The organism is Butyrivibrio sp. AE3009 (assembly GCF_000420845.1).
Classification (GTDB): domain Bacteria; phylum Bacillota; class Clostridia; order Lachnospirales; family Lachnospiraceae; genus Butyrivibrio.
Map to the genome: position 1 here is coordinate 40,106 of NZ_ATVS01000019.1, position 18,312 is coordinate 58,417.

Here is an 18,312-nt window from a genome sequence, read left to right on the forward strand (position 1 = left end):
GCTTCTTCCTGTCTGATTATCAGAATTCATCGAGAGTTTCTTTTATCATATCCCAATCGGCATTTCTCATGGCGTCCTTGAGCTTTGCCAGAAGATCCTTTCGTTCATCGGGAATTCGATAACTACTTATACCATCCATTATAAATTTAATGCTGTCATAATCAAAGACCATAGCCAGCTCTTTCATAGAAGAGAAGGCTTCCCGGAGCTGCTCCGGGTCAATGGGAGGGAGACCTGAATCGTCTTCCGGCTCCTTTTGGAGCCCGGTAAGGCCGCTGCAGACTTCCTCATACATTTCAAGGAGCCGCAGGGTATCTCTGTTAATGGTCTCAAGATCGCCGTCGTCTCCGGCCTTTTCCAGGGACTTGGCCAGCTCGGAGAGCTCTTTTGCACCGATAATTCTGGCTGAGGATTTCAGAGCGTGGACCTTGATTGTGTAGTCAGGAATCGCGCCTGCATTGAAGAACTCTTCAATCAATCTCTTGTTATCAGGGGCAGCATCTGCAAAGGACTCAAGGGCGTCCAGATACATTTCTGCGGAGCCGCAGTTACTTAGGCCCTCCCTGCAGTCGATGCCGGGTGCCTGCTTAAGCCAATCGGGAAGAGGCTCATCAGGGGGCTCAGGGCTGTCGCAGGGAACATTATCCAGATGAACCTTCTCCTTGGGAAGATGGCGTATCATCAGGGTTTCCAGCTTGTCCGACATGATGGGCTTGCTCAGATAGTCAATAAAGCCCGCTTGTATGTACATTTCCCTTGCTCCCGAGATGGCGTTGGCGGTAAGGCTGATCACCGGGGTGTGAAGGTTTGGATTATCAGCCTCCTTCTGAAGTGCCGTAAGAGTCTCGATTCCATCCATCCCCGGCATTCTGTGATCAAGGAAGATCAGGTCATATTTCTTTTCCCGTGTCATCTCAAGGCATTGCCTGCCACTCAGAGCCTCGTCTATATGGACAAGAGTCTTCTTAAGAAGTCCCTTGAATACGGTTATATTGATGGAAGTATCATCTACAACCAGGATCTCAGCCTCCGGCGCCGTGAATTTCTCCTTGTAGGCTTCTTTGTTGAAAAGGGCCCGTGTGTAGGACTCCATGTATTCGCTGACGGGATCCCATTTCACAACTTTTTGATTGATAACAAAATAGAATTCGCTTCCTTCGCCGTACTTACTCTCAACATGGAGTTCGCTATCCATGAGATTAAGGAGTTTTTGTGTTATATTCAGACCAAGTCCGGTGCCTTCTATTGTTCTGTTTCTTTCCTCATCAACCCTTTGGAAGGAATTAAAGAGCTTTTCCATTTCATCTTCTCTGATGCCTATTCCCGTATCTTTGACTGAAACAAGGAAATCCACGGAATCGCTGTGGGTTTGCATACATGAAACAGTAAAGGTTATGGTGCCTTTTTCCGTGTATTTGAGCGCATTGGACAGAAGGTTGGAGATGCACTGCTTAATGCGGATCTCATCGCCGTTAACAATACTGGGCATGCTTCTATCCATGACCGGTACGAAAGAAAGGCCCTTTTGGGTAGCTTTGGGCATGATCATGTGTATGAGATCGTTAAGAACCGAGGAAAAATCATAGTCCACAGGGAGCACATCCATTTTGCCGGATTCTATCTTGGAGAAATCAAGGATGTCATTGATGATGCTGACAAGGGTGTTGCCGGCGCTGCGAATATCATGGGCATATCCCTGGATGACGGGATCGTCGCATTCGCGAAGTATCATTTCATCCATTCCAAGGACTGCGTTGATGGGAGTCCTGATCTCATGTGACATGTTGGAGAGGAATTCGCTCTTGGCGTTGTTGGCGGCTTTGGCAGCATCAACAGCTTCCTCCAGCTCTCCGGTCATGGCTTTTAGGAAGTGGGAAAGCCTTTCGGAGAGGGGGATTAAGTCATTATAGTGGTGAAGGGAGCTGGGCTCTAAGAGAGGAGAGGAGGTCTTGCCACCAAGGCCCTCTCTCATACCGACTGCCACAAGGGCAGAGTTGAGAATGCCGCCTTTTCCTTTGTGCATGTAAATCTCACCCATGCCAAGAATGATTCCGGGGCATTCACTTCGTCCTTCGCTGTAATAATCGATTTCCAGATGATCCTCATCCTGAAGGAAATTGAATCTGTTTCCGCAGATGATCAGGGAGAGTCTTTCTGCACCAAAAGAACGCATTCTTACAGAGGCCTTTTTGGTGGCATCAAGAAGTTCTCCTGCTTCAGCATAGGAGAATCTGACTTTTTCCTTGGTATCGATGTCTCCGGCGAGATACACTCCGCCCTCTTCATCGAAGGAGGAGGGGGTTCTGCCTATAAGGAGACCGTTCCGTTCTATAACAAGGGGGAATTCCCCTATATTGGCTACAAAATAGTCGTTGGGCTTAACGCCCAGATATTTGTTGTAAACATCGATGGGCTTCATTCCGTCCATGGACCTGATGACTGTGGTACCATCCTTTGTCCTGTTGGTGGCGCTCACATCCATGTATCTGCCTATGGGTTCCCAGCCAAATAGGTAATCCTCATAGACATACAGATCTTCTCCGGAATAGATAACGCCGCTGACACCGGGAGAGTGATCTTTTCCGCCAATGATGAAGGAATCATCACTTTTCATGGTTATGAAGTTGCGAACTTCACCTGCTTTGTTGCCTGCGGCAAGGGCTCCGAATACCGGCACTTCCTCAAGGCCTTCCGCCAGAATCGACAGGAATTTGCCGGCTCCTGCCTTCAGATAGGAAAAGTATATCTCGATTGCTTTGACATCCTTCATGGATTTAATCCGGGCATTAAGGTCCCTTGCATAGGAGAAGCAGTCTTCAAGAAAGTCGTCCTCCTCAAGCTGTATCTCTTTGTAAAAAAGATCTGCCTTTGAGCGGTCCATGGCGGTAAAGCTAATGACGATGGCGCTCTCCATGTCATGCAGATATGCCTGCTGTGTAACGGAAAAGCCGATAACTTTCATCTTGGGAAAGCTATCGTTTAGTAGATCAAGGATCTTGCCGACATCGGTTTCGGGAATGTTTCCTATATAGACTTCTATTACTCCGTCGGAATAATCCTTGCTGTTAAAAAACTCTATCAGCTCCGGGAGAGCTTTTTTTAGTCCTGACAGGTCAGGAACAATGGCATTTTTCTGGAACATAGAGTACCTTTCCGCCTGCTGCGCTGTTTCTTAGTAAATCCTTACCGGTATAGTCAGTGTTGTATCCGGGTTATCCTGCGAGGTTATGGTTACCGAAGCATCCCCGGGCATTTTGCCTGTGATCTTGCCCTGAGGGCTGACGGTGAGGACTGATTCGTTGCTTGATGAATACCATACCTTCTGGTTCACTGCTTTTACTCCGTGCTGAGAGGTGTAAACAATGGGCGAAAGAGTAAAGGATTTGCCCGCTTTAATATCAGGGGTGGGGCGCCTTAGTGATATGGAAGCAGCCTTGGCGGTAACGGTTATGGTTAAGGTCTTGGATACGTTCTTCTTCCTGGCGTTGGTGGCTACAGAGGTTGCCTTAACCTTGGCGGTTACTTTATTCTTTGGCGCAGCACCTGCGACAATGAGGCAGCTGTAATCCGATGTGGGAATAAGGCTTATGTACTGCGAGCCGGAGACAACTTCCCAGGTGACGCCGGTGACTGAAATTGTTTCCGGAGAGGTAAGTGCATAGAGAGTCTTTCTTCCGCCCTCCTGAATGGTGAGGGAGCTCGGGCTGAAGGAGAGGCTCTTAATGGCCACGTCCTTAACGGTTACTTTGCAGACATAGGTTTTTTCTTTTTGATTGTAGGGCTTAAATTTGGCCTGTACGACCACAGGTTTGATGGTTGGGGTCACTGCTGTCACAAGACCTGTGGAATCAACGGTCACATATTGGGAATCGGAGGTGTTTCTAAGGCTCCAGGTGATATTCTTGTCAAGAGTCGGGTAATCCTCGGAATCCTTGGTGGCAGCAACGAGGCTGGCGCTTAACCGGTACGTGGTACCGGGGGCAAGGGTTACGGAGGATTTGTTTAAGGACGCCTTTTTAAAGGGAATGTAGACGTAGATCTCTTCGCTTAGGCCGTAGACCTCGCTATTAGCGGCATTCGTAGCCTTTACATATACGGTTCCTTCCCTGGTTGCTGTAAGGACTCCGGTCTTGGGATTAATGGTTGCACCGCCGGTACCCAGCTCCTCATCAATGGACCAGATCAGGTATTTGCCGTAGCGGGACTTTTTGGAATTAACGCCGTCAATCTCGGCGATCATTCTGAGAGTCTTGCCTTTGGCCACGTAGCCTACGCTTTTTGGAGTGTAAATCTTGATGGAGCTGACCTTGTTGATGGCGTAGTCTGTCCACTGGGCATAGAGAGTTACAGTGCCGTTGTAGACGGAAGTCAGGTTCTTGACCAGAGCTCCCGCGGCAATCTGCGTTCCTTTGCCGTTTTTGTCCGTGTTCCAGCCGGAAAAGACCTTTTTGCCGTTTCGGAAGGCATTGGTCGGAAGCTGGAACGCTGTTCCGTAGTGCGCATTTGTGGCAGTCATGCTGCCCACTCCGCCGTTTCCATTGTAGTAGACGATGTATTTGTTGCCTGTCCACTGGGCATAGAGAGTCAGGTTAGTCTCATCGTCGGGAAGAGTGTATTTGATCGTACATCTGTCGGGGAAAGCGATTCCTGTACCGTCGGGTTCTGTGTTCCATTCCCTGAATTTGTAGCCGACCCGGCTATAGCTGTTAGGGGTAATGGTGATGGGAGTGTCATTGGTGAAAAGACTTTTTTTCATAGAACCTGAGCCGCCGTTGGGATCGTAGATGATGTAGCTTTCTGTGGGCTTAGCAGAGCAGACTACATCTATGGTAGCGGTGACGCCATCGCAGGTGGCGGTGATGGTAACAGTGCCTTCGGAAAGGGCGATGGCAGATCCGGTCTTTGGATCAATTGATAATACAGAAGGATTTGAACTGGCCCAGGTGAGGTCCTTAAGATTGCAGTCGGAAGGAGTTGGGACCGCAGTGTAGGTGGCGGAAGCACCTTCCTCTATTTCTGTGGGACCTTGGAGCTGTAGGGATATAAGACCGCTGTCGCCTACGTCGCGGGTAAATGCTTTGATACGAACGTTTTTGTTGTATTTTGCGCCGTAGTCTATCCACTGACTGTTTTCCACTACGTAGCTCTGTCCACTTCGGGCTGATACGTTGGATACCAGAGCACCGGTGAGATTAGTTTCTGCCATGAAACGGGATATACCGTCCTCACGTGAAAGGGTGACTACCACAGAGAATTTATCTCCGGCGTTTAGCGGAATGGCTGTTTCCATAGGCACTCTGAGATAGCCGCCATAAACTGTTGTATCTCTAACCGAGGCCACTTTGGTTCCTGCTGTAGGGTCGGTAATTACGGCGCCTTTGTCAAAGGTGTAGACATCAACGACATAATGGCAATCCGCATCTATTGTGCTGAAGGATATTGCCTCCAGGGATTCTTTGCCATTTGCTGTGAAGACATTTGCAGCTTGTGTGTACCTTGTTATCTCATTGAACATTCCGCCGTCATACTGATAGTTATTGTAGTCATAGCCTTTTCGGAAATCATAAGCAATACCAAGGTTATAGAGGGATTTGTCATAATAGGACATGTAGAAATAACCGTAAAAGCTCTGGTTATCTTCATAGCTTCCGGAGGTCCAGCTGTTTCTTATGATCCATGCTCCGTTATAGGGAGCCGGTGTATTGAAGTGATTTTTGTCAAAGTTGTCGTCCCATCCAACGATGGTTACGGCATGGTTTGTACCGGGAACCTGCGCATTATAACTGTTATAGGTGGAATTATAGTATTGAGTGTCTGCCTGAAAAATGATACCTACAGCGCCGCAGTCATAGACAAGTTTTTTGACGGCATAAATATCATATGGATGGTCTGTTATTCGCACGGTATAGAAGTTCTCCATATGTGCAGAATACTGGTAGGCAAGGTCGGACGGAAGGCCATTAGCATCCACGGTGGCTGCATCAGAGTAGGGAACATCGGTTTCGTCTACTGCGCCGGTCCAGGTTGCAAGGATATTTGATACACAATTGGGGTTGCCGCCTCTGTTAAGAAAGCTGCTAACTCCTGTGAAGTCGTTGGTGTCGCCTGAAGTTCCTCCAAGGGGATCCGGGACTGTATGATAGGTGAAGTATGCCAGGTGCAGCTCGGACAGATCCACATTGCTTAGATCATTGTAGGTTTTTAGCAGGCTTATCTCTGCCATCGAGAGAAGGGAATGAGCCCAGCAAGTACCATAGTAGCCCTGATTACGAAGAGGAGGGAGTTTGGGCGTAGTATATGTTGGAAGTGATACATACAGATTATTATGAGTCAGTGAGCTGAAGCTGTTACCGCTGACATCATATTCTATTTCTTCACTCAGATCGGGGTTACTATCCGGAATCAGGGAGTCGAATTCCGGGCCTGTTACAGTACCTGAAGGAGGCAGCTGGTTTTGCTCTTCGTCCTCGGTAAGATCAGTTTCTTCACTGAGATCAGATATATCGGCAAAAGAGGCATCGAAGGCTCCTTCATCGATTGTCAGCTCTTCCATGTCAGGTATCGAAATGGACTCAGATGATTGGTCATCCAAAGCTTCTACGGATGAATCATCCGATTCCGCATATATTTCAAGCTCTTCCGAAGATTCCTCTATAGCCGAGGGAAGCTTGTCGGCAGCATTGATAATACTTGTATTAGTAAGTACTAAAGCAAATGAAAGTAATAATGAAACCAGTTGTTTTTTCATGACATTCACTCCTTAGATTTCCAATCAAGCCTTACGTATATATATCGGCAGGAAAGGCGAGGGAGTTTATAGGAGAATGAATTTTATTCTTCTTCTAAATATAGTAAAATAAGGCAATGACTATAAACCATCACCGGAGACTTTATGGATAAAAAGAAAACCCTGATTCACTATACATTTTTCCTTCTCGCCGCAGCCCTATGCCTCATGCTGGCATCCCGCTCGTCCTTTCTCTATCCCCTGAACAACTGGGACGACGCCAACAGCTATTTTTCCGTAGGCAAGGGAATATTCAACGGCAAGATGCCCTACCGCGACATCTTCGATCAGAAGGGAATGTACCTGTACTTCTTCTATGGGCTGTGTTACCTGGTGTCACACACCACATTTATCGGCGTGTTCATTATGGAGATAATACTGGGAGCCCTGGATATTGCGGGGATGTACCGCATTGTAAGGCTCTATGCGGGTAAAGGGGTGTCCCTTGCGCTGGCGCCTGTCTCTTTTGCCATGATCGTGTGCTCACGGAGCTTCTGGTGGGGCGGAGCGGCAGAGGAGATATGCCTTCCCTTCTATATCTGGGGACTCTATATTGTCACTGATTATTTCAAGAATCATTACGAACAGGAGACAATGCCCTTTAGAAATGTTCTGATTGGCGGCGTCCTTGCGGGCATGGTTGCGAATATCAAATACACGGGCCTGGGATTTTTCTTTGCCTGGATGATGATGGTATTCTTTTCCTATGTGGCCAAAAAAGAAATTGTGAGAGGCATCAAGGCCTGTTTCGTCTTCCTCTTTGGAATGTTCATCCCCTTTGCGCCCTGGATCATTTACTTCGGAGTGCAGGGAGCGCTCTATGAGTGGTACTGGGGATACGTATACATCAACGTATTCCTCTACAGCAAATTTGATGATTACGGCCCGACCTTCTTCGAGAAGATCTACAATATGGCCAAGCTCCTCTACTGGCAGATTCGCAGCAACTGGCAGTACTATGTGCCGGGAATCGCAGGACTTATCTTCACGTTCTTTGGCAAGGGCAAAAAAGTCTTGGCAAGGCTCATCGCCCCTGTTTTGTTTGCCTTTACTTTCCTGGGAATCTTCGGGGGCGGAAGGGAAATTCCTTATTATGGCCTTCCCCTTTCGATGTTCGCTGTGTTTGGAGTAGCGGTGATTGCAGTTCTTCTTGATAAGCTGATCAATACCAATTCGGGTTCGGCCACGGTGGTGCTGGCTGTGCTGTGTACTGTTTTATCAGTGCTGTTTGTTTATGCGAACTCGATGAATATTCCATTTATGAAGACTAGCCGGGATGACTTTTTCCTGTACAGATTCAGGGACGAAGTGCTTCAGACTAAGGATCCGACGCTTCTCAACGTGGGTTGTCTCGATGCGGGACTCTATACATTGTGCGACATCGTTCCAACTTGTCGCTGGTTCCAGACTCAGACACTGGATATAGACGAGCCGGAGAACAATCCTTACATGGAGCAGGAGCGCTATGTCCGCGAGGGTCTCATCGATTATGTGCTTGTCAGGGACGACATCCCTAAGTCCATTGATGACCACTATGAACTCATAGATTCGGAGAGCTACGGCTGGTACGGATACGACTTTAATTATTTTCTTTTCAAAAAAGTCAGATAAAAATAATATTTTTGCTACTTTTTCCAAAAATATATGATACAATCAATGCTAATGTAAACAGATAGCCGGGGCAGATCACACAGGGTTTAACAAAAATAGTCACCGGCAGGGAGTGGAAAAAGTATGGGAAGTATTAAGAGTTTTTTGAAGAGGAAAGACATCGAGATTTCCTTGAAGCGTTACGGTATTGATGCACTTGGCGCTATGGCGCAGGGACTTTTTTGTTCCCTTCTTATCGGTACCATCATCAACACAATCGGCAGTCAGTTTCATATTCCGTTTCTGACTCAGACAGTAGCAACAATCGCAGGCACCGACTACACTGTAGGGGGACTTGCATCAGCAATGAGCGGACCGGCAATGGCTGTGGCCATCGGATTTGCCCTTAAGTGTCCGCCGCTTGTTCTTTTTTCAATGGTAACCGTTGGTTTTGCAGCCAATGCTCTCGGCGGAGCCGGCGGCCCTCTTGCAGTCCTCTTCGTAGCAATCCTTGCAGCTGAGTTCGGTAAGGCTGTTTCCAAGGAAACCAAGATTGATATCCTGGTAACTCCTCTTGTGACAGTTGGCGTGGGCGTATTCTTCTCATGGCTTATTGCACCGCCTCTTGGAAGAATCGCTATGAAGCTGGGTGAACTCATCATGTGGGCAACAGAGCTGCAGCCCTTCCTTATGGGTATCCTTGTTTCTGTTATCGTTGGAATGGCACTTACACTTCCGATTTCCTCAGCAGCTATCTGCGCAGCCCTTGGTCTTACAGGACTTGCAGGTGGAGCGGCAGTTGCCGGATGCTGTGCACAGATGGTGGGCTTTGCTGTTATCTCCTTTAAGGAGAACAAGTGGGGCGGCCTTGTTTCACAGGGTATCGGAACCTCAATGCTTCAGATGGGCAACATTGTTAAGAATCCAAGAGTCTGGATCGCACCTACGCTTGCTTCTGCTATCACAGGCCCCATCGCAACCTGCATCTTCAAGCTCAAGATGGACGGCGCCCCGGTTTCATCAGGAATGGGAACCTGCGGATTTGTAGGCCAGATCGGTGTTTACACCGGATGGGTTAACGACATCGCAGAGGGAACCAAGGCAGCAATCACAGCCTTTGACTGGATCGGACTTGTTCTGATCTCCTTCGTCCTTCCCGCTATTCTTTCACTTGCTATTCACGCAGTTGTTAAGAAGCTTGGCTGGGTCAAGGAAGGAGACCTTAAGCTTAACTGATATACTACGAAAGGTAATGACCGCTTATGACCATTACGGCTTTTTCTTTTGCATATGCTATAGCAGTATGCGCCTTGTTCTATATCCTCAGGGGCAGGGCCAGGAAAGTGGTTCTTACACTGGCCAGCGTAGGTTATGTCTTCGGACTTAACAGGGCTGCGGGTGTGAGCGTGCTTGTGGTGGCAATATGCGCCTGGGCAGCGGGGCTCCTCGTTGAGAAGACCGCAGCAGCTGGCAGAAAGAGATTGTCCCTTGGAATCACCTATGGCTTCATAACTGTAGCGGCCTTGAGCCTTCTTGTTCTTAAATATGTGCCGGCTTATTACGGACGCTTTGCAGAGGATTCGGAGCTGTTCAAAAAGCTGTTTATGCCGGTTGGTTATTCTTTTTATATCTTTCAGGTAATTAGCTATATTGCCGATATTAAGAGGGAGCACGTCAGGGCGGAGCACAATCCCCTTGACGTGATCCTGTATCTTTCTTTTTTCCCCAAGTTTGTCAGCGGACCCATTGAGAGGTGGCAGAACTTTTCCGCAGAACTTCGTAAGGCTGTGGATGCGCCCTTTAAGGATGCCATGAGATGGAAAAAGTCTCTGTACTACATCCTGTACGGATGCTTTATGAAGGTGGTTATAGCGGACAGGCTGGGAATCTATGTGGATAAGCTCTTCGACGGATATGCGCAGTACAGCGGAAGTCTTCTGTTTGTCGGAGCTATCGCTTATACAATTCAGATCTACTGCGACTTTGCAGGTTATTCCTATGTGGCCATGGGCCTTTCCAAAATGTTTAATATCGAGTTGATGGTGAACTTCGACCTTCCCTATTGCAGCAGCAATATCACCGAGTTCTGGAGAAGGTGGCATATTTCCCTCAGCAGTTGGTTCCTTGACTACATCTATATTCCCCTCGGCGGTAATCGCAAGGGTAATCTCAGAAAAGTGCTGAACACCATGATCGTATTCCTGGTCTGCGGAATGTGGCACGGCGCAGGATTCAACTTCATTGTATGGGGACTTCTCCACGGCATATATTCTGCTCTTGACCTGGAAACCAGAAAAAGAGGCTATAAGGCCATAAGGAGCGGTGCTCCCGGAAGGATCATTACTTTTTCAGAGGCAGCTTTTGCCTGGATATTCTTCAGAGCGTCCTCTTTTACAGGAGCACTTGGATACATAACTGCTATATGGAAAAACGGATTTCTCTCCGGCGAGCTGACTTCGCAGCTGGAGCTTCTTCAATTAAAAACTGTGGAGATATGCGTTATTGCAGTACTTGTACTTATCATCGCATTACTCGACAGATACGCCTATGCAAGGCAGACACATATGCCTGAGATCATATCAGAGCTGACGCAGGGCAGGAGATACATATGGTTCTATCTTCTTGCCACAGCAATATTTATTTTCGGAATCTACGGCCCGGCCCTGGAAACAAGGCTGATCTACATGGGCTTTTAACATATTTGACTCGGAAGGAAGAAGCGGATGAAAGGATCCTCAAAATATATAAAGTTCATAGCGTTGGTGCTGGCACTTGTAGTTACGTTCCTTTTTGCCGACAGACTCCTTAGCTTCAAGACCATACACGGAATCCGTCAGGCGAGGGATCTGTATGTTCAGCCAAGGGACACCATAGATGTGGCTTTTCTTGGCTCCAGCCATGTTCATTATGATATGAACACCGCATATCTGTGGGAGAATTTCGGAATCGCCTCCTACGATTACAGCGCAGCGGAGCAGCCTCTTTGGATAACCTATTATTATCTGCAGGAGCTGTGCAAGTACCAGTCGCCTGGGCTCGTGGTGCTGGATCTGTACTCGCCGGCGTCCTTCCATGATGAGTACCAGTATTACTATCTGACGGACAACCTTAACGGCGTCAGATTCTCCAAGACCAAGCTTGATATGATCATGGCTTCAGCGGAGCCTGACAGGATATGGGACTTTTTTCCCTCCTTTGTGACCTGGCACCTTCGCTACAAGGAGCTTAACAAATATGACCTTGAGTACCTCTTTATGTCCAAGAAAGAGCGGCAGGCCTTCAAAGGCTTCACGCCCCATTTCAGAAATACTTATTACGAAGTTCCCTATTATGATTTTGAGCATGTAACGGTTCTTCCGCCCAAGACCGAGGAGTATCTTCTTAAGATCATTGATTATTGCAAAGATAACGGTATTGAGCTGTATCTTGTGGTGAACCCTTACTACATAGATTCTCCGGAAGCTGGGTGTTACAACAGGATCAAGGAGATCGCGGCGGAGCAGGGAGTCAGATACGAGAACTTCAACCACTGGTATGACACCATGGGACTTGACTTCGCCACTGACTTAAACGATGCCTCCCATCTTAACTATGAGGGAAGCTGCAAGTATTCGGATTTCCTGGGACAGGTGATTAAGAGTCTCTATGATATTCCCGACAGAAGAGGGGATGAGCGCTATGAGTCCTGGGACAGACATGCGGAGTACATCCGGGGTCAGGTGGAGAGACAGGACAGCGAAGATGTAAATGAGAATAATTAAGGGGGCGTCAGATGGCAGGACAGATTACATTTCTTTTTATCGGAATGGGCATAGTGCTACTGGCGGCCCTTTTGTTTTGGATAATTAAGAGAAAAAGAAATAAGCCACTTCCCATGGATGAGATGGAGGGGCATGATTTTGAATATTACTGCGCAGACCTCTTGAAGGCCAACGGCTTTGTGGAGGCGGAGGTGACCAAGGGAAGCGGCGACTTCGGCGCAGACATCCTTGCGGAAAAAGACGGGATCACCTACGCCGTGCAGTGCAAGTGCTACGACAAGCCCATCGGCGTAAAAGCAGTCCAGGAGGTGTACGCAGGAAAAGACTTTTACGGCAGGATGGTGGGAGTTGTGATGACGAATCAGTATTTTACCCAGCCCGCGGTGGAGATGGCGACGAGATTGAATGTGATGCTGTGGGATAGGGGGTATTTGGATAGTATGGAGAAGGATAAATGAGAGTAACAATTTCGGACGATTTTGATTTATTAAAGATTGCCGACAGCGGCCAGTGTTTCCGCTTCAATGCCTGTGGCGAGGGTTACACTGTCATGGCGGGGGATAAGTATCTTTTTATAAAGCAGGTAGGGGAGAATGAGTACGACCTTAGTTGCGGTGAAGAAGAATATGAGAACTTCTGGAAGGAGTATTTTGACCTGGGGCTTAATTACAGTGAACTGCGGGGAAGAATAGATCCTGAGGAAGATCCCTATCTTTTTGCTGCTGCAGAGTATGGTAAAGGAATTAGAATACTCAAGCAGGATCCCTGGGAGATGCTGATCTCCTTTATTATTTCCCAGAGGAAGAACATTCCTGCAATTAAGGCTTCCATCGAGAAGCTCTGTGCCAAGGTGGGCCGTGAAGCAGGCAGAACTCCCGAAGGTGAAGTGCTGTACGCATTTCCCACAGCAGCGGAGATTGCAGCTCTTTCCATGGAGGATCTGACTGCCTGCAGTCTTGGCTACAGAGATAAATATGTTATGAAAGCCGCTCAGGATGTTGCCAGCGGCTATGTGAATCTGGACAGCTGGAAGAATCTTGATGACGCCGGACTGATGGAGAGACTGTTGGAGCTCTTTGGCGTGGGAGTTAAGGTTGCCAACTGCGAGATACTGTTTGGGTATCACAGACTTGATGCATTTCCCAGGGATGTGTGGATCAATAGGGTGCTGGAGCAGGAGTATGCGGATGGATTTAGGTTTGAGAAGTATAAGCCGTATAATGGGATAATGCAGCAGTATCTGTTCTTCTACTCCAGAACTACTATGTAAGGATGGCTTCCCTTATTCCCCATCAACTTGTACATATACAACTTCTCATAATTGTACACTTTTATCATTGCACATCTCCCCCTCCGGTCTTATGATTAAATGCGTGAGAGGGAGCGAATCGTGGCAAAATATCAGCAGGTTATTGATTGGATAAATCAGAATATAGACAACGGCAGCCTCAAGCCCGGGGACAGAATTCCCTCGGAGAATGAGCTGTGTGAGCAGTTTGGACTTAGCCGCCAGACGGTAAGACATGCCATTTCACAGCTTTCCAAGGAAGGCCTTCTTGAGAGCATGAGAGGAAGCGGCACTTATGTTGCGGATCTTCATGCGGGCGAGGGTGAGAGAACCGTGGTGGCTGTTGTTACAACTTATGTGGACGATTACATTTTTCCCAGCACCATCAGAGGAATCGAGAATACTCTAAGTCAGAAGGGCTACTCCATGCAGCTGTCGTTTACCAACAACACTGCCACCAAGGAGCGTCAGATCCTCTCTGATCTCTCGGGGCGAACGGATATAGCCGGAGTCATCATGGAACCGGTTAAGAGCGCTCTTCCCAATCCTAACCTGGATCTGTACAAGAAGCTGACGGACAGAGGAGTTAAGCTTCTTTTCATAAACACTTTTTACCCGGAACTTGATATTCCCCACGTCTCAATAGACGACGAGGAATGCGCCTACAGAGCGGTGAAGGCTCTAATCGAGGCGGGACATAAGAATATAGGATGCGTTCTCAAGCTGGACGATGGCCAGGGAAGAGAGAGATACCGCGGGTATCTCAAGGCTATGACTGAGTACGGGCTCTCTTTTACCTATGACCATGTGAACTGGATTGACACCATAGACATCAAGGATGGACCAAGAGCCCTTATGAGGGTTCAGGAGAGGCTCAGGGACTGTACGGCTGTTTTTTGCTACAATGATCAGGTGGCGGGGCTTCTGATGCAGGTACTGTCTGAGGCAGGACTACAGCTACCGGAGGACATGTCGGTGGTTGGCATGGATGATTCGGATCTTGCCAAGACCGGTACCGTGGGAGTTCCGATATCTTCAATTCCACATCCCAAGGAGCTTCTTGGGGAGAAGGCAGCGCAGAACATGATACGTCTTATTCACGGCGGCAACGCATACTTTAATGCCACCTACGAATTTGCCGAGGACGTGATAATCAGGGAATCAATCAGCAGACGTTAATGATAAACAAACGGAGGAAAAAAGAATGGGAGACGTAAAAACACTAATTGCACAGGGAAAGACATTTCTCGGAATCGAGTTCGGTTCCACAAGAATCAAGGCAGTACTTACAGATGAGAAGTACACACCTATCGCTTCCGGCTCACATGGCTGGGAGAACAGACTTCAGGACGGAATCTGGACCTACACTCTGGAGGACATCTGGACAGGTCTTCAGGACTGCTACAAGAAGCTGGCAGAGGATGTTGAGAAGCAGTATGGGGAAAAGCTTACAACTGTAGGCGCTATGGGCTTCTCAGCTATGATGCATGGCTACATGGCTTTTGACAAGGAGGGAGAGCTTCTTGTTCCCTTCAGAACCTGGAGAAACACCATTACAGAAGAGGCTTCAGACAAGTTAACCGAACTCTTTGGCTATCACATCCCTCAGAGATGGAGCATTGCTCACCTCTATCAGGCAATCCTTAATAAGGAAGAGCATATCTCCAAGGTAGATTTCTTCACAACTCTTGCAGGTTACATTCACTGGCAGCTCACAGGGGAGAAGGTTCTGGGCGTAGGCGATGCTTCCGGAATGTTCCCTATTGATTCAGCAACCTGCGATTACAACGAGAAGATGCTTGATCAGTTCGACGAGCTTCTTGCAAAAGAGAATATCAGCTGGAAGATCAGAGAAGTACTTCCCAAGTCACTTCCCGCAGGTGAGAAGGCAGGTACTCTTACAGCAGAAGGCGCTAAGAAGCTTGATCCCACAGGAACACTTCAGGCAGGAATCCCTGTGTGTCCTCCCGAGGGAGATGCTGGCACAGGAATGGTTGCCACCAATTCAGTTGGCGTAAGAACAGGTAATATCTCAGCAGGAACTTCAGTATTTTCCATGGTTGTTCTTGAGCACAGCCTTTCCAAGGCATATCCTGAGCTTGACCTTGTAACAACACCAAGCGGCGAGGAAGTTGCCATGGTTCACTGCAACAACTGCACATCTGATCTGAATGCCTGGGTTGGACTTTTCAGAGAATTCGCAGGTGCCATCGGACAGGATGTGGATGACGATACACTGTACGGAACACTTTATCGCAAAGCAATGGAAGGCGACGCAGATTGCGGCGGACTTCTTGCATATAACTATTTCTCAGGCGAGAGCATCACAGGCTTCAACGAGGGAAGACCTCTCTTTGTAAGAAGACCTGATGACAAGTTTAACCTTTCCAACTTCATGAGATGTCACCTTTACACAGCTCTCGGAGCGCTTAAGGCCGGTAACGACATCCTTATGAAGGAAGAGAACGTTAAGGCTGACTTCTTCTTTGGTCAGGGCGGCTTCTTTAAGGTAAGAGGCGTTGGTGACAGAGTAATGGCAGCAGCTCTCGACACACCTATCAAGCTCATGGAGACAGCAGGAGAGGGCGGCCCTTGGGGACAGGCAATCCTTGCAGGTTACATGTGCCAGAAGGCTGAGGGCGAGACCCTTGAGAACTACCTTAACAACAAGGTATTCGTAGGCGGCAAGGTTGAGACCTTTGAGCCTGTAGCTGAGGATGTTAAGGGATTCGATGAGTTTATGAAGGATTACAACGCAGGCCTGGCTGTAGAGAGAGCAGCAGTGGAGAACCTTAAGTAATTGCAGGGAGAGGTTCTTCGAATCCGGAGTATTGCTTGGTTCTGACGAGCGTAAACAAGAACAAAACTAAGCCAAATAGATACCTCGGCATATGAAATGCTTATATGGAAATATTTAATATGCATTAATCGTCAATTCTATAATACAAACTGGCAGAAATACATACGAAAGAATATGAAAAAAAGGCTTTCATATGTATGTGCAGGTGAAATTGCTTTAGATATCGGTAATTTTTCTGATCATAGGCATATTAAAACATTCTAACGGGCAGCGCTCATATGCTTTAGGCAAAAAAGAGAGATTTAGCATATCGTAATAAGGAGCATAACGATGTTAGAAGAATTAAAGAAAAAAGTATATGAAGCAAATATTCTGCTTCCCAAGTACGGTCTTGTTACCTTCACCTGGGGCAATGTAAGTGCCATCGACAGAGAGAGCGGCCTCTTCGTAATCAAGCCCAGCGGCGTTGACTACGAGACCATGACTCCCGATGACATGGTTGTTATGGACCTTAACGGCAAAAAGGTGGAGGGCAAGCTCAATCCATCCTCAGATACACCTACACACGTTGAGATCTACAAGGCTTTCAAGGAGGTGGGCGGCGTAGTTCACACCCACTCCTCCTATGCTACCAGCTGGGCCCAGGCAGGAAGAAGCATTCCCTGCTACGGAACAACCCACGCTGACTATTTCTATGGCGAGATCCCTTGTGTAAGATGTCTTACCAAGGACGAGATCGAGACAGCTTATGAGGAGAACACAGGACACCTCATCGTTAACGAGTTCAATCGCATGGGCAAAGATCCTGTGGCTGTTCCTGCAGTTCTTTGCAAGAACCACGGCGTATTCTCCTGGGGAAAAGATGCTCATGAGGCAGTTCACAACGCTGTTGTAACCGAGGAAGTTGCCAAGATGGCCTACAGATGCGAAGTTATCAATCCCAGAGTTCAGCCTGCACCTCAGGAGCTTCAGGACAAGCACTATTTCCGTAAGCACGGTGCTAATGCTTATTACGGTCAAAAGTAATCACTTAGCGAGGTATTTTCGAGCTTAGTGTACTACTTTGTTCTGGCGAGCGTAAGCGAGATCAGAACTACCATGTATACTTAGCGAGATTTTCAATGGCAACATAAGTAAAAACTTGAGCAATTTGTCTTATAGACGCATACATTTTCATGTGATAAATTGTAATTGCGTTTTGAGATTTGTTTAACAAAGTTTTCAATACAAAGGGGAAAGGAAGTATGGCTATGACCAATCTAGAATTAAAAAGAACAGCCAATGAAGTCCGCAAGGGCATTGTTACAGCGGTTCACGCAGCAGGCGCAGGACATCCGGGCGGATCTCTTTCTGCAGCAGATATTTTCACCTATCTTTATTTTGAAGAAATGAATATCGATCCTCAGGATCCTAAGAACCCTGATCGTGATCGTTTCGTACTCTCCAAGGGACACACAGCTCCCGGCCTTTACTCAGTAATGGCACAGAGAGGATACTTCCCTGTTGAGGAGCTTACCACACTTCGTAAGCTTGGCTCCAGACTTCAGGGACATCCCAGTATGCAGTATCTTCCCGGTCTTGATATGAGCAGCGGCTCTCTCGGACAGGGAATCTCAGTTGCCTGCGGTATGGCTCTTTCAGCCAAGCTTGACGGCAAGGATTACAGAACTTACACACTTCTCGGCGACGGTGAGATCGAAGAGGGACAGGTTTGGGAGGCAGCTATGTTCGCAGGCTTCCGTAAGCTTGATAACCTCGTAGTTATCGTTGATAACAACGGTCTTCAGATTGACGGACCTGTTGATCAGGTTTGCTCACCTTATCCTATTGACAAGAAGTTTGAGGCATTCAACTTCCATGTTATAAATGTTGATGCCCATGATTTCGATGCATTAAGAGCTGCCTTCAAGGAGGCAAGAGAGACTAAGGGTCAGCCTACAGCCATTATCGCTCATTCACTTAAGGGCAAGGGCGTTTCCTTCATGGAAGGCCAGGTTTCATGGCATGGTGTAGCACCTAATGACGAAGAGTATGCTAAGGCTATGGACGATCTTAACAAGATCGGCGAGTCACTGGCTTGATAGGA

12 protein-coding genes are annotated in these 18,312 nt (G+C 47.7%); 10 read left to right on the forward strand and 2 right to left on the reverse strand.

Translation table 11 applies throughout. The annotated features are described in order from the left end of the window. Positions 1-19: 19 nt before the first annotated feature. Positions 20-3,142 (reverse strand): ATP-binding protein, encoded by a 3,123-nt coding sequence (locus G588_RS21570; RefSeq protein WP_022778806.1) that lies wholly within the window; start codon positions 3,140-3,142, stop codon positions 20-22. A 30-nt stretch (positions 3,143-3,172) separates the two neighbouring features. Beyond that, positions 3,173-6,748: a lectin like domain-containing protein gene (locus G588_RS0111085; protein ID WP_022778807.1), complete on the reverse strand. Its 3,576-nt coding sequence runs from the start codon at positions 6,746-6,748 to the stop codon at positions 3,173-3,175. 144 nt (positions 6,749-6,892) lie between these two features. Between G588_RS0111085 and G588_RS0111090 the strand changes: the two genes are divergently transcribed. From G588_RS0111090 to G588_RS0111135, 10 genes are all read left to right on the forward strand, one after another. Further along, positions 6,893-8,398, forward strand: coding sequence for a hypothetical protein (locus tag G588_RS0111090; RefSeq protein ID WP_022778808.1), 1,506 nt, complete (start codon positions 6,893-6,895; stop codon positions 8,396-8,398). 123 nt (positions 8,399-8,521) lie between these two features. After that, the gene (locus tag G588_RS0111095; RefSeq protein WP_022778809.1) at positions 8,522-9,613 is read left to right on the forward strand and encodes a PTS transporter subunit IIC; all 1,092 of its coding nucleotides are present in this window, start codon (positions 8,522-8,524) and stop codon (positions 9,611-9,613) included. Positions 9,614-9,639: 26 nt separating this feature from the next. After that, the gene (locus G588_RS19980) at positions 9,640-11,073 is read left to right on the forward strand and encodes an MBOAT family O-acyltransferase (RefSeq protein WP_022778810.1); all 1,434 of its coding nucleotides are present in this window, start codon (positions 9,640-9,642) and stop codon (positions 11,071-11,073) included. A gap of 27 nt (positions 11,074-11,100) precedes the next feature. After that, positions 11,101-12,138, forward strand: a complete 1,038-nt coding sequence (locus G588_RS0111105; protein ID WP_022778811.1) for a hypothetical protein — start codon at positions 11,101-11,103, stop codon at positions 12,136-12,138. An 11-nt stretch (positions 12,139-12,149) separates the two neighbouring features. Further along, on the forward strand, positions 12,150-12,596 hold the full coding sequence (locus tag G588_RS0111110) for a restriction endonuclease (protein WP_022778812.1): 447 nt from the start codon (positions 12,150-12,152) through the stop codon (positions 12,594-12,596). Then, positions 12,593-13,408: a DNA-3-methyladenine glycosylase family protein gene (locus G588_RS0111115; RefSeq protein WP_022778813.1), complete on the forward strand. Its 816-nt coding sequence runs from the start codon at positions 12,593-12,595 to the stop codon at positions 13,406-13,408. Before G588_RS0111110 ends, G588_RS0111115 begins: the two co-directional genes overlap by 4 nt. Positions 13,409-13,528: 120 nt before the next feature. Next, on the forward strand, positions 13,529-14,605 hold the full coding sequence (locus G588_RS0111120) for a GntR family transcriptional regulator (protein ID WP_022778814.1): 1,077 nt from the start codon (positions 13,529-13,531) through the stop codon (positions 14,603-14,605). A 25-nt stretch (positions 14,606-14,630) separates the two neighbouring features. Continuing rightward, positions 14,631-16,226, forward strand: a complete 1,596-nt coding sequence (locus G588_RS0111125; RefSeq protein WP_022778815.1) for a xylulokinase — start codon at positions 14,631-14,633, stop codon at positions 16,224-16,226. Positions 16,227-16,556: 330 nt separating this feature from the next. Further along, on the forward strand, positions 16,557-17,252 hold the full coding sequence (locus G588_RS0111130; protein WP_022778816.1) for an L-ribulose-5-phosphate 4-epimerase: 696 nt from the start codon (positions 16,557-16,559) through the stop codon (positions 17,250-17,252). A 224-nt stretch (positions 17,253-17,476) separates the two neighbouring features. Next, entirely contained in the window at positions 17,477-18,307 is an 831-nt protein-coding gene (locus G588_RS0111135) for a transketolase (protein ID WP_026668733.1), read from the forward strand. The last annotated feature ends 5 nt before the right edge of the window (positions 18,308-18,312 follow it).

What these genes read in the sequence shown, in the direction of transcription:
- G588_RS21570 (WP_022778806.1), bottom strand. Translation starts at nt 3,142, where the DNA reads ATGTTCCAGAAAAATGCCATTGTTCCTGACCTGTCAGGACTAAAAAAA.
- G588_RS0111085 (WP_022778807.1), bottom strand. Translation starts at nt 6,748, where the DNA reads ATGAAAAAACAACTGGTTTCATTATTACTTTCATTTGCTTTAGTACTT.
- G588_RS0111090 (WP_022778808.1), top strand. Translation starts at nt 6,893, where the DNA reads ATGGATAAAAAGAAAACCCTGATTCACTATACATTTTTCCTTCTCGCC.
- G588_RS0111095 (WP_022778809.1), top strand. Translation starts at nt 8,522, where the DNA reads ATGGGAAGTATTAAGAGTTTTTTGAAGAGGAAAGACATCGAGATTTCC.
- G588_RS19980 (WP_022778810.1), top strand. Translation starts at nt 9,640, where the DNA reads ATGACCATTACGGCTTTTTCTTTTGCATATGCTATAGCAGTATGCGCC.
- G588_RS0111105 (WP_022778811.1), top strand. Translation starts at nt 11,101, where the DNA reads ATGAAAGGATCCTCAAAATATATAAAGTTCATAGCGTTGGTGCTGGCA.
- G588_RS0111110 (WP_022778812.1), top strand. Translation starts at nt 12,150, where the DNA reads ATGGCAGGACAGATTACATTTCTTTTTATCGGAATGGGCATAGTGCTA.
- G588_RS0111115 (WP_022778813.1), top strand. Translation starts at nt 12,593, where the DNA reads ATGAGAGTAACAATTTCGGACGATTTTGATTTATTAAAGATTGCCGAC.
- G588_RS0111125 (WP_022778815.1), top strand. Translation starts at nt 14,631, where the DNA reads ATGGGAGACGTAAAAACACTAATTGCACAGGGAAAGACATTTCTCGGA.
- G588_RS0111130 (WP_022778816.1), top strand. Translation starts at nt 16,557, where the DNA reads ATGTTAGAAGAATTAAAGAAAAAAGTATATGAAGCAAATATTCTGCTT.
- G588_RS0111135 (WP_026668733.1), top strand. Translation starts at nt 17,477, where the DNA reads ATGACCAATCTAGAATTAAAAAGAACAGCCAATGAAGTCCGCAAGGGC.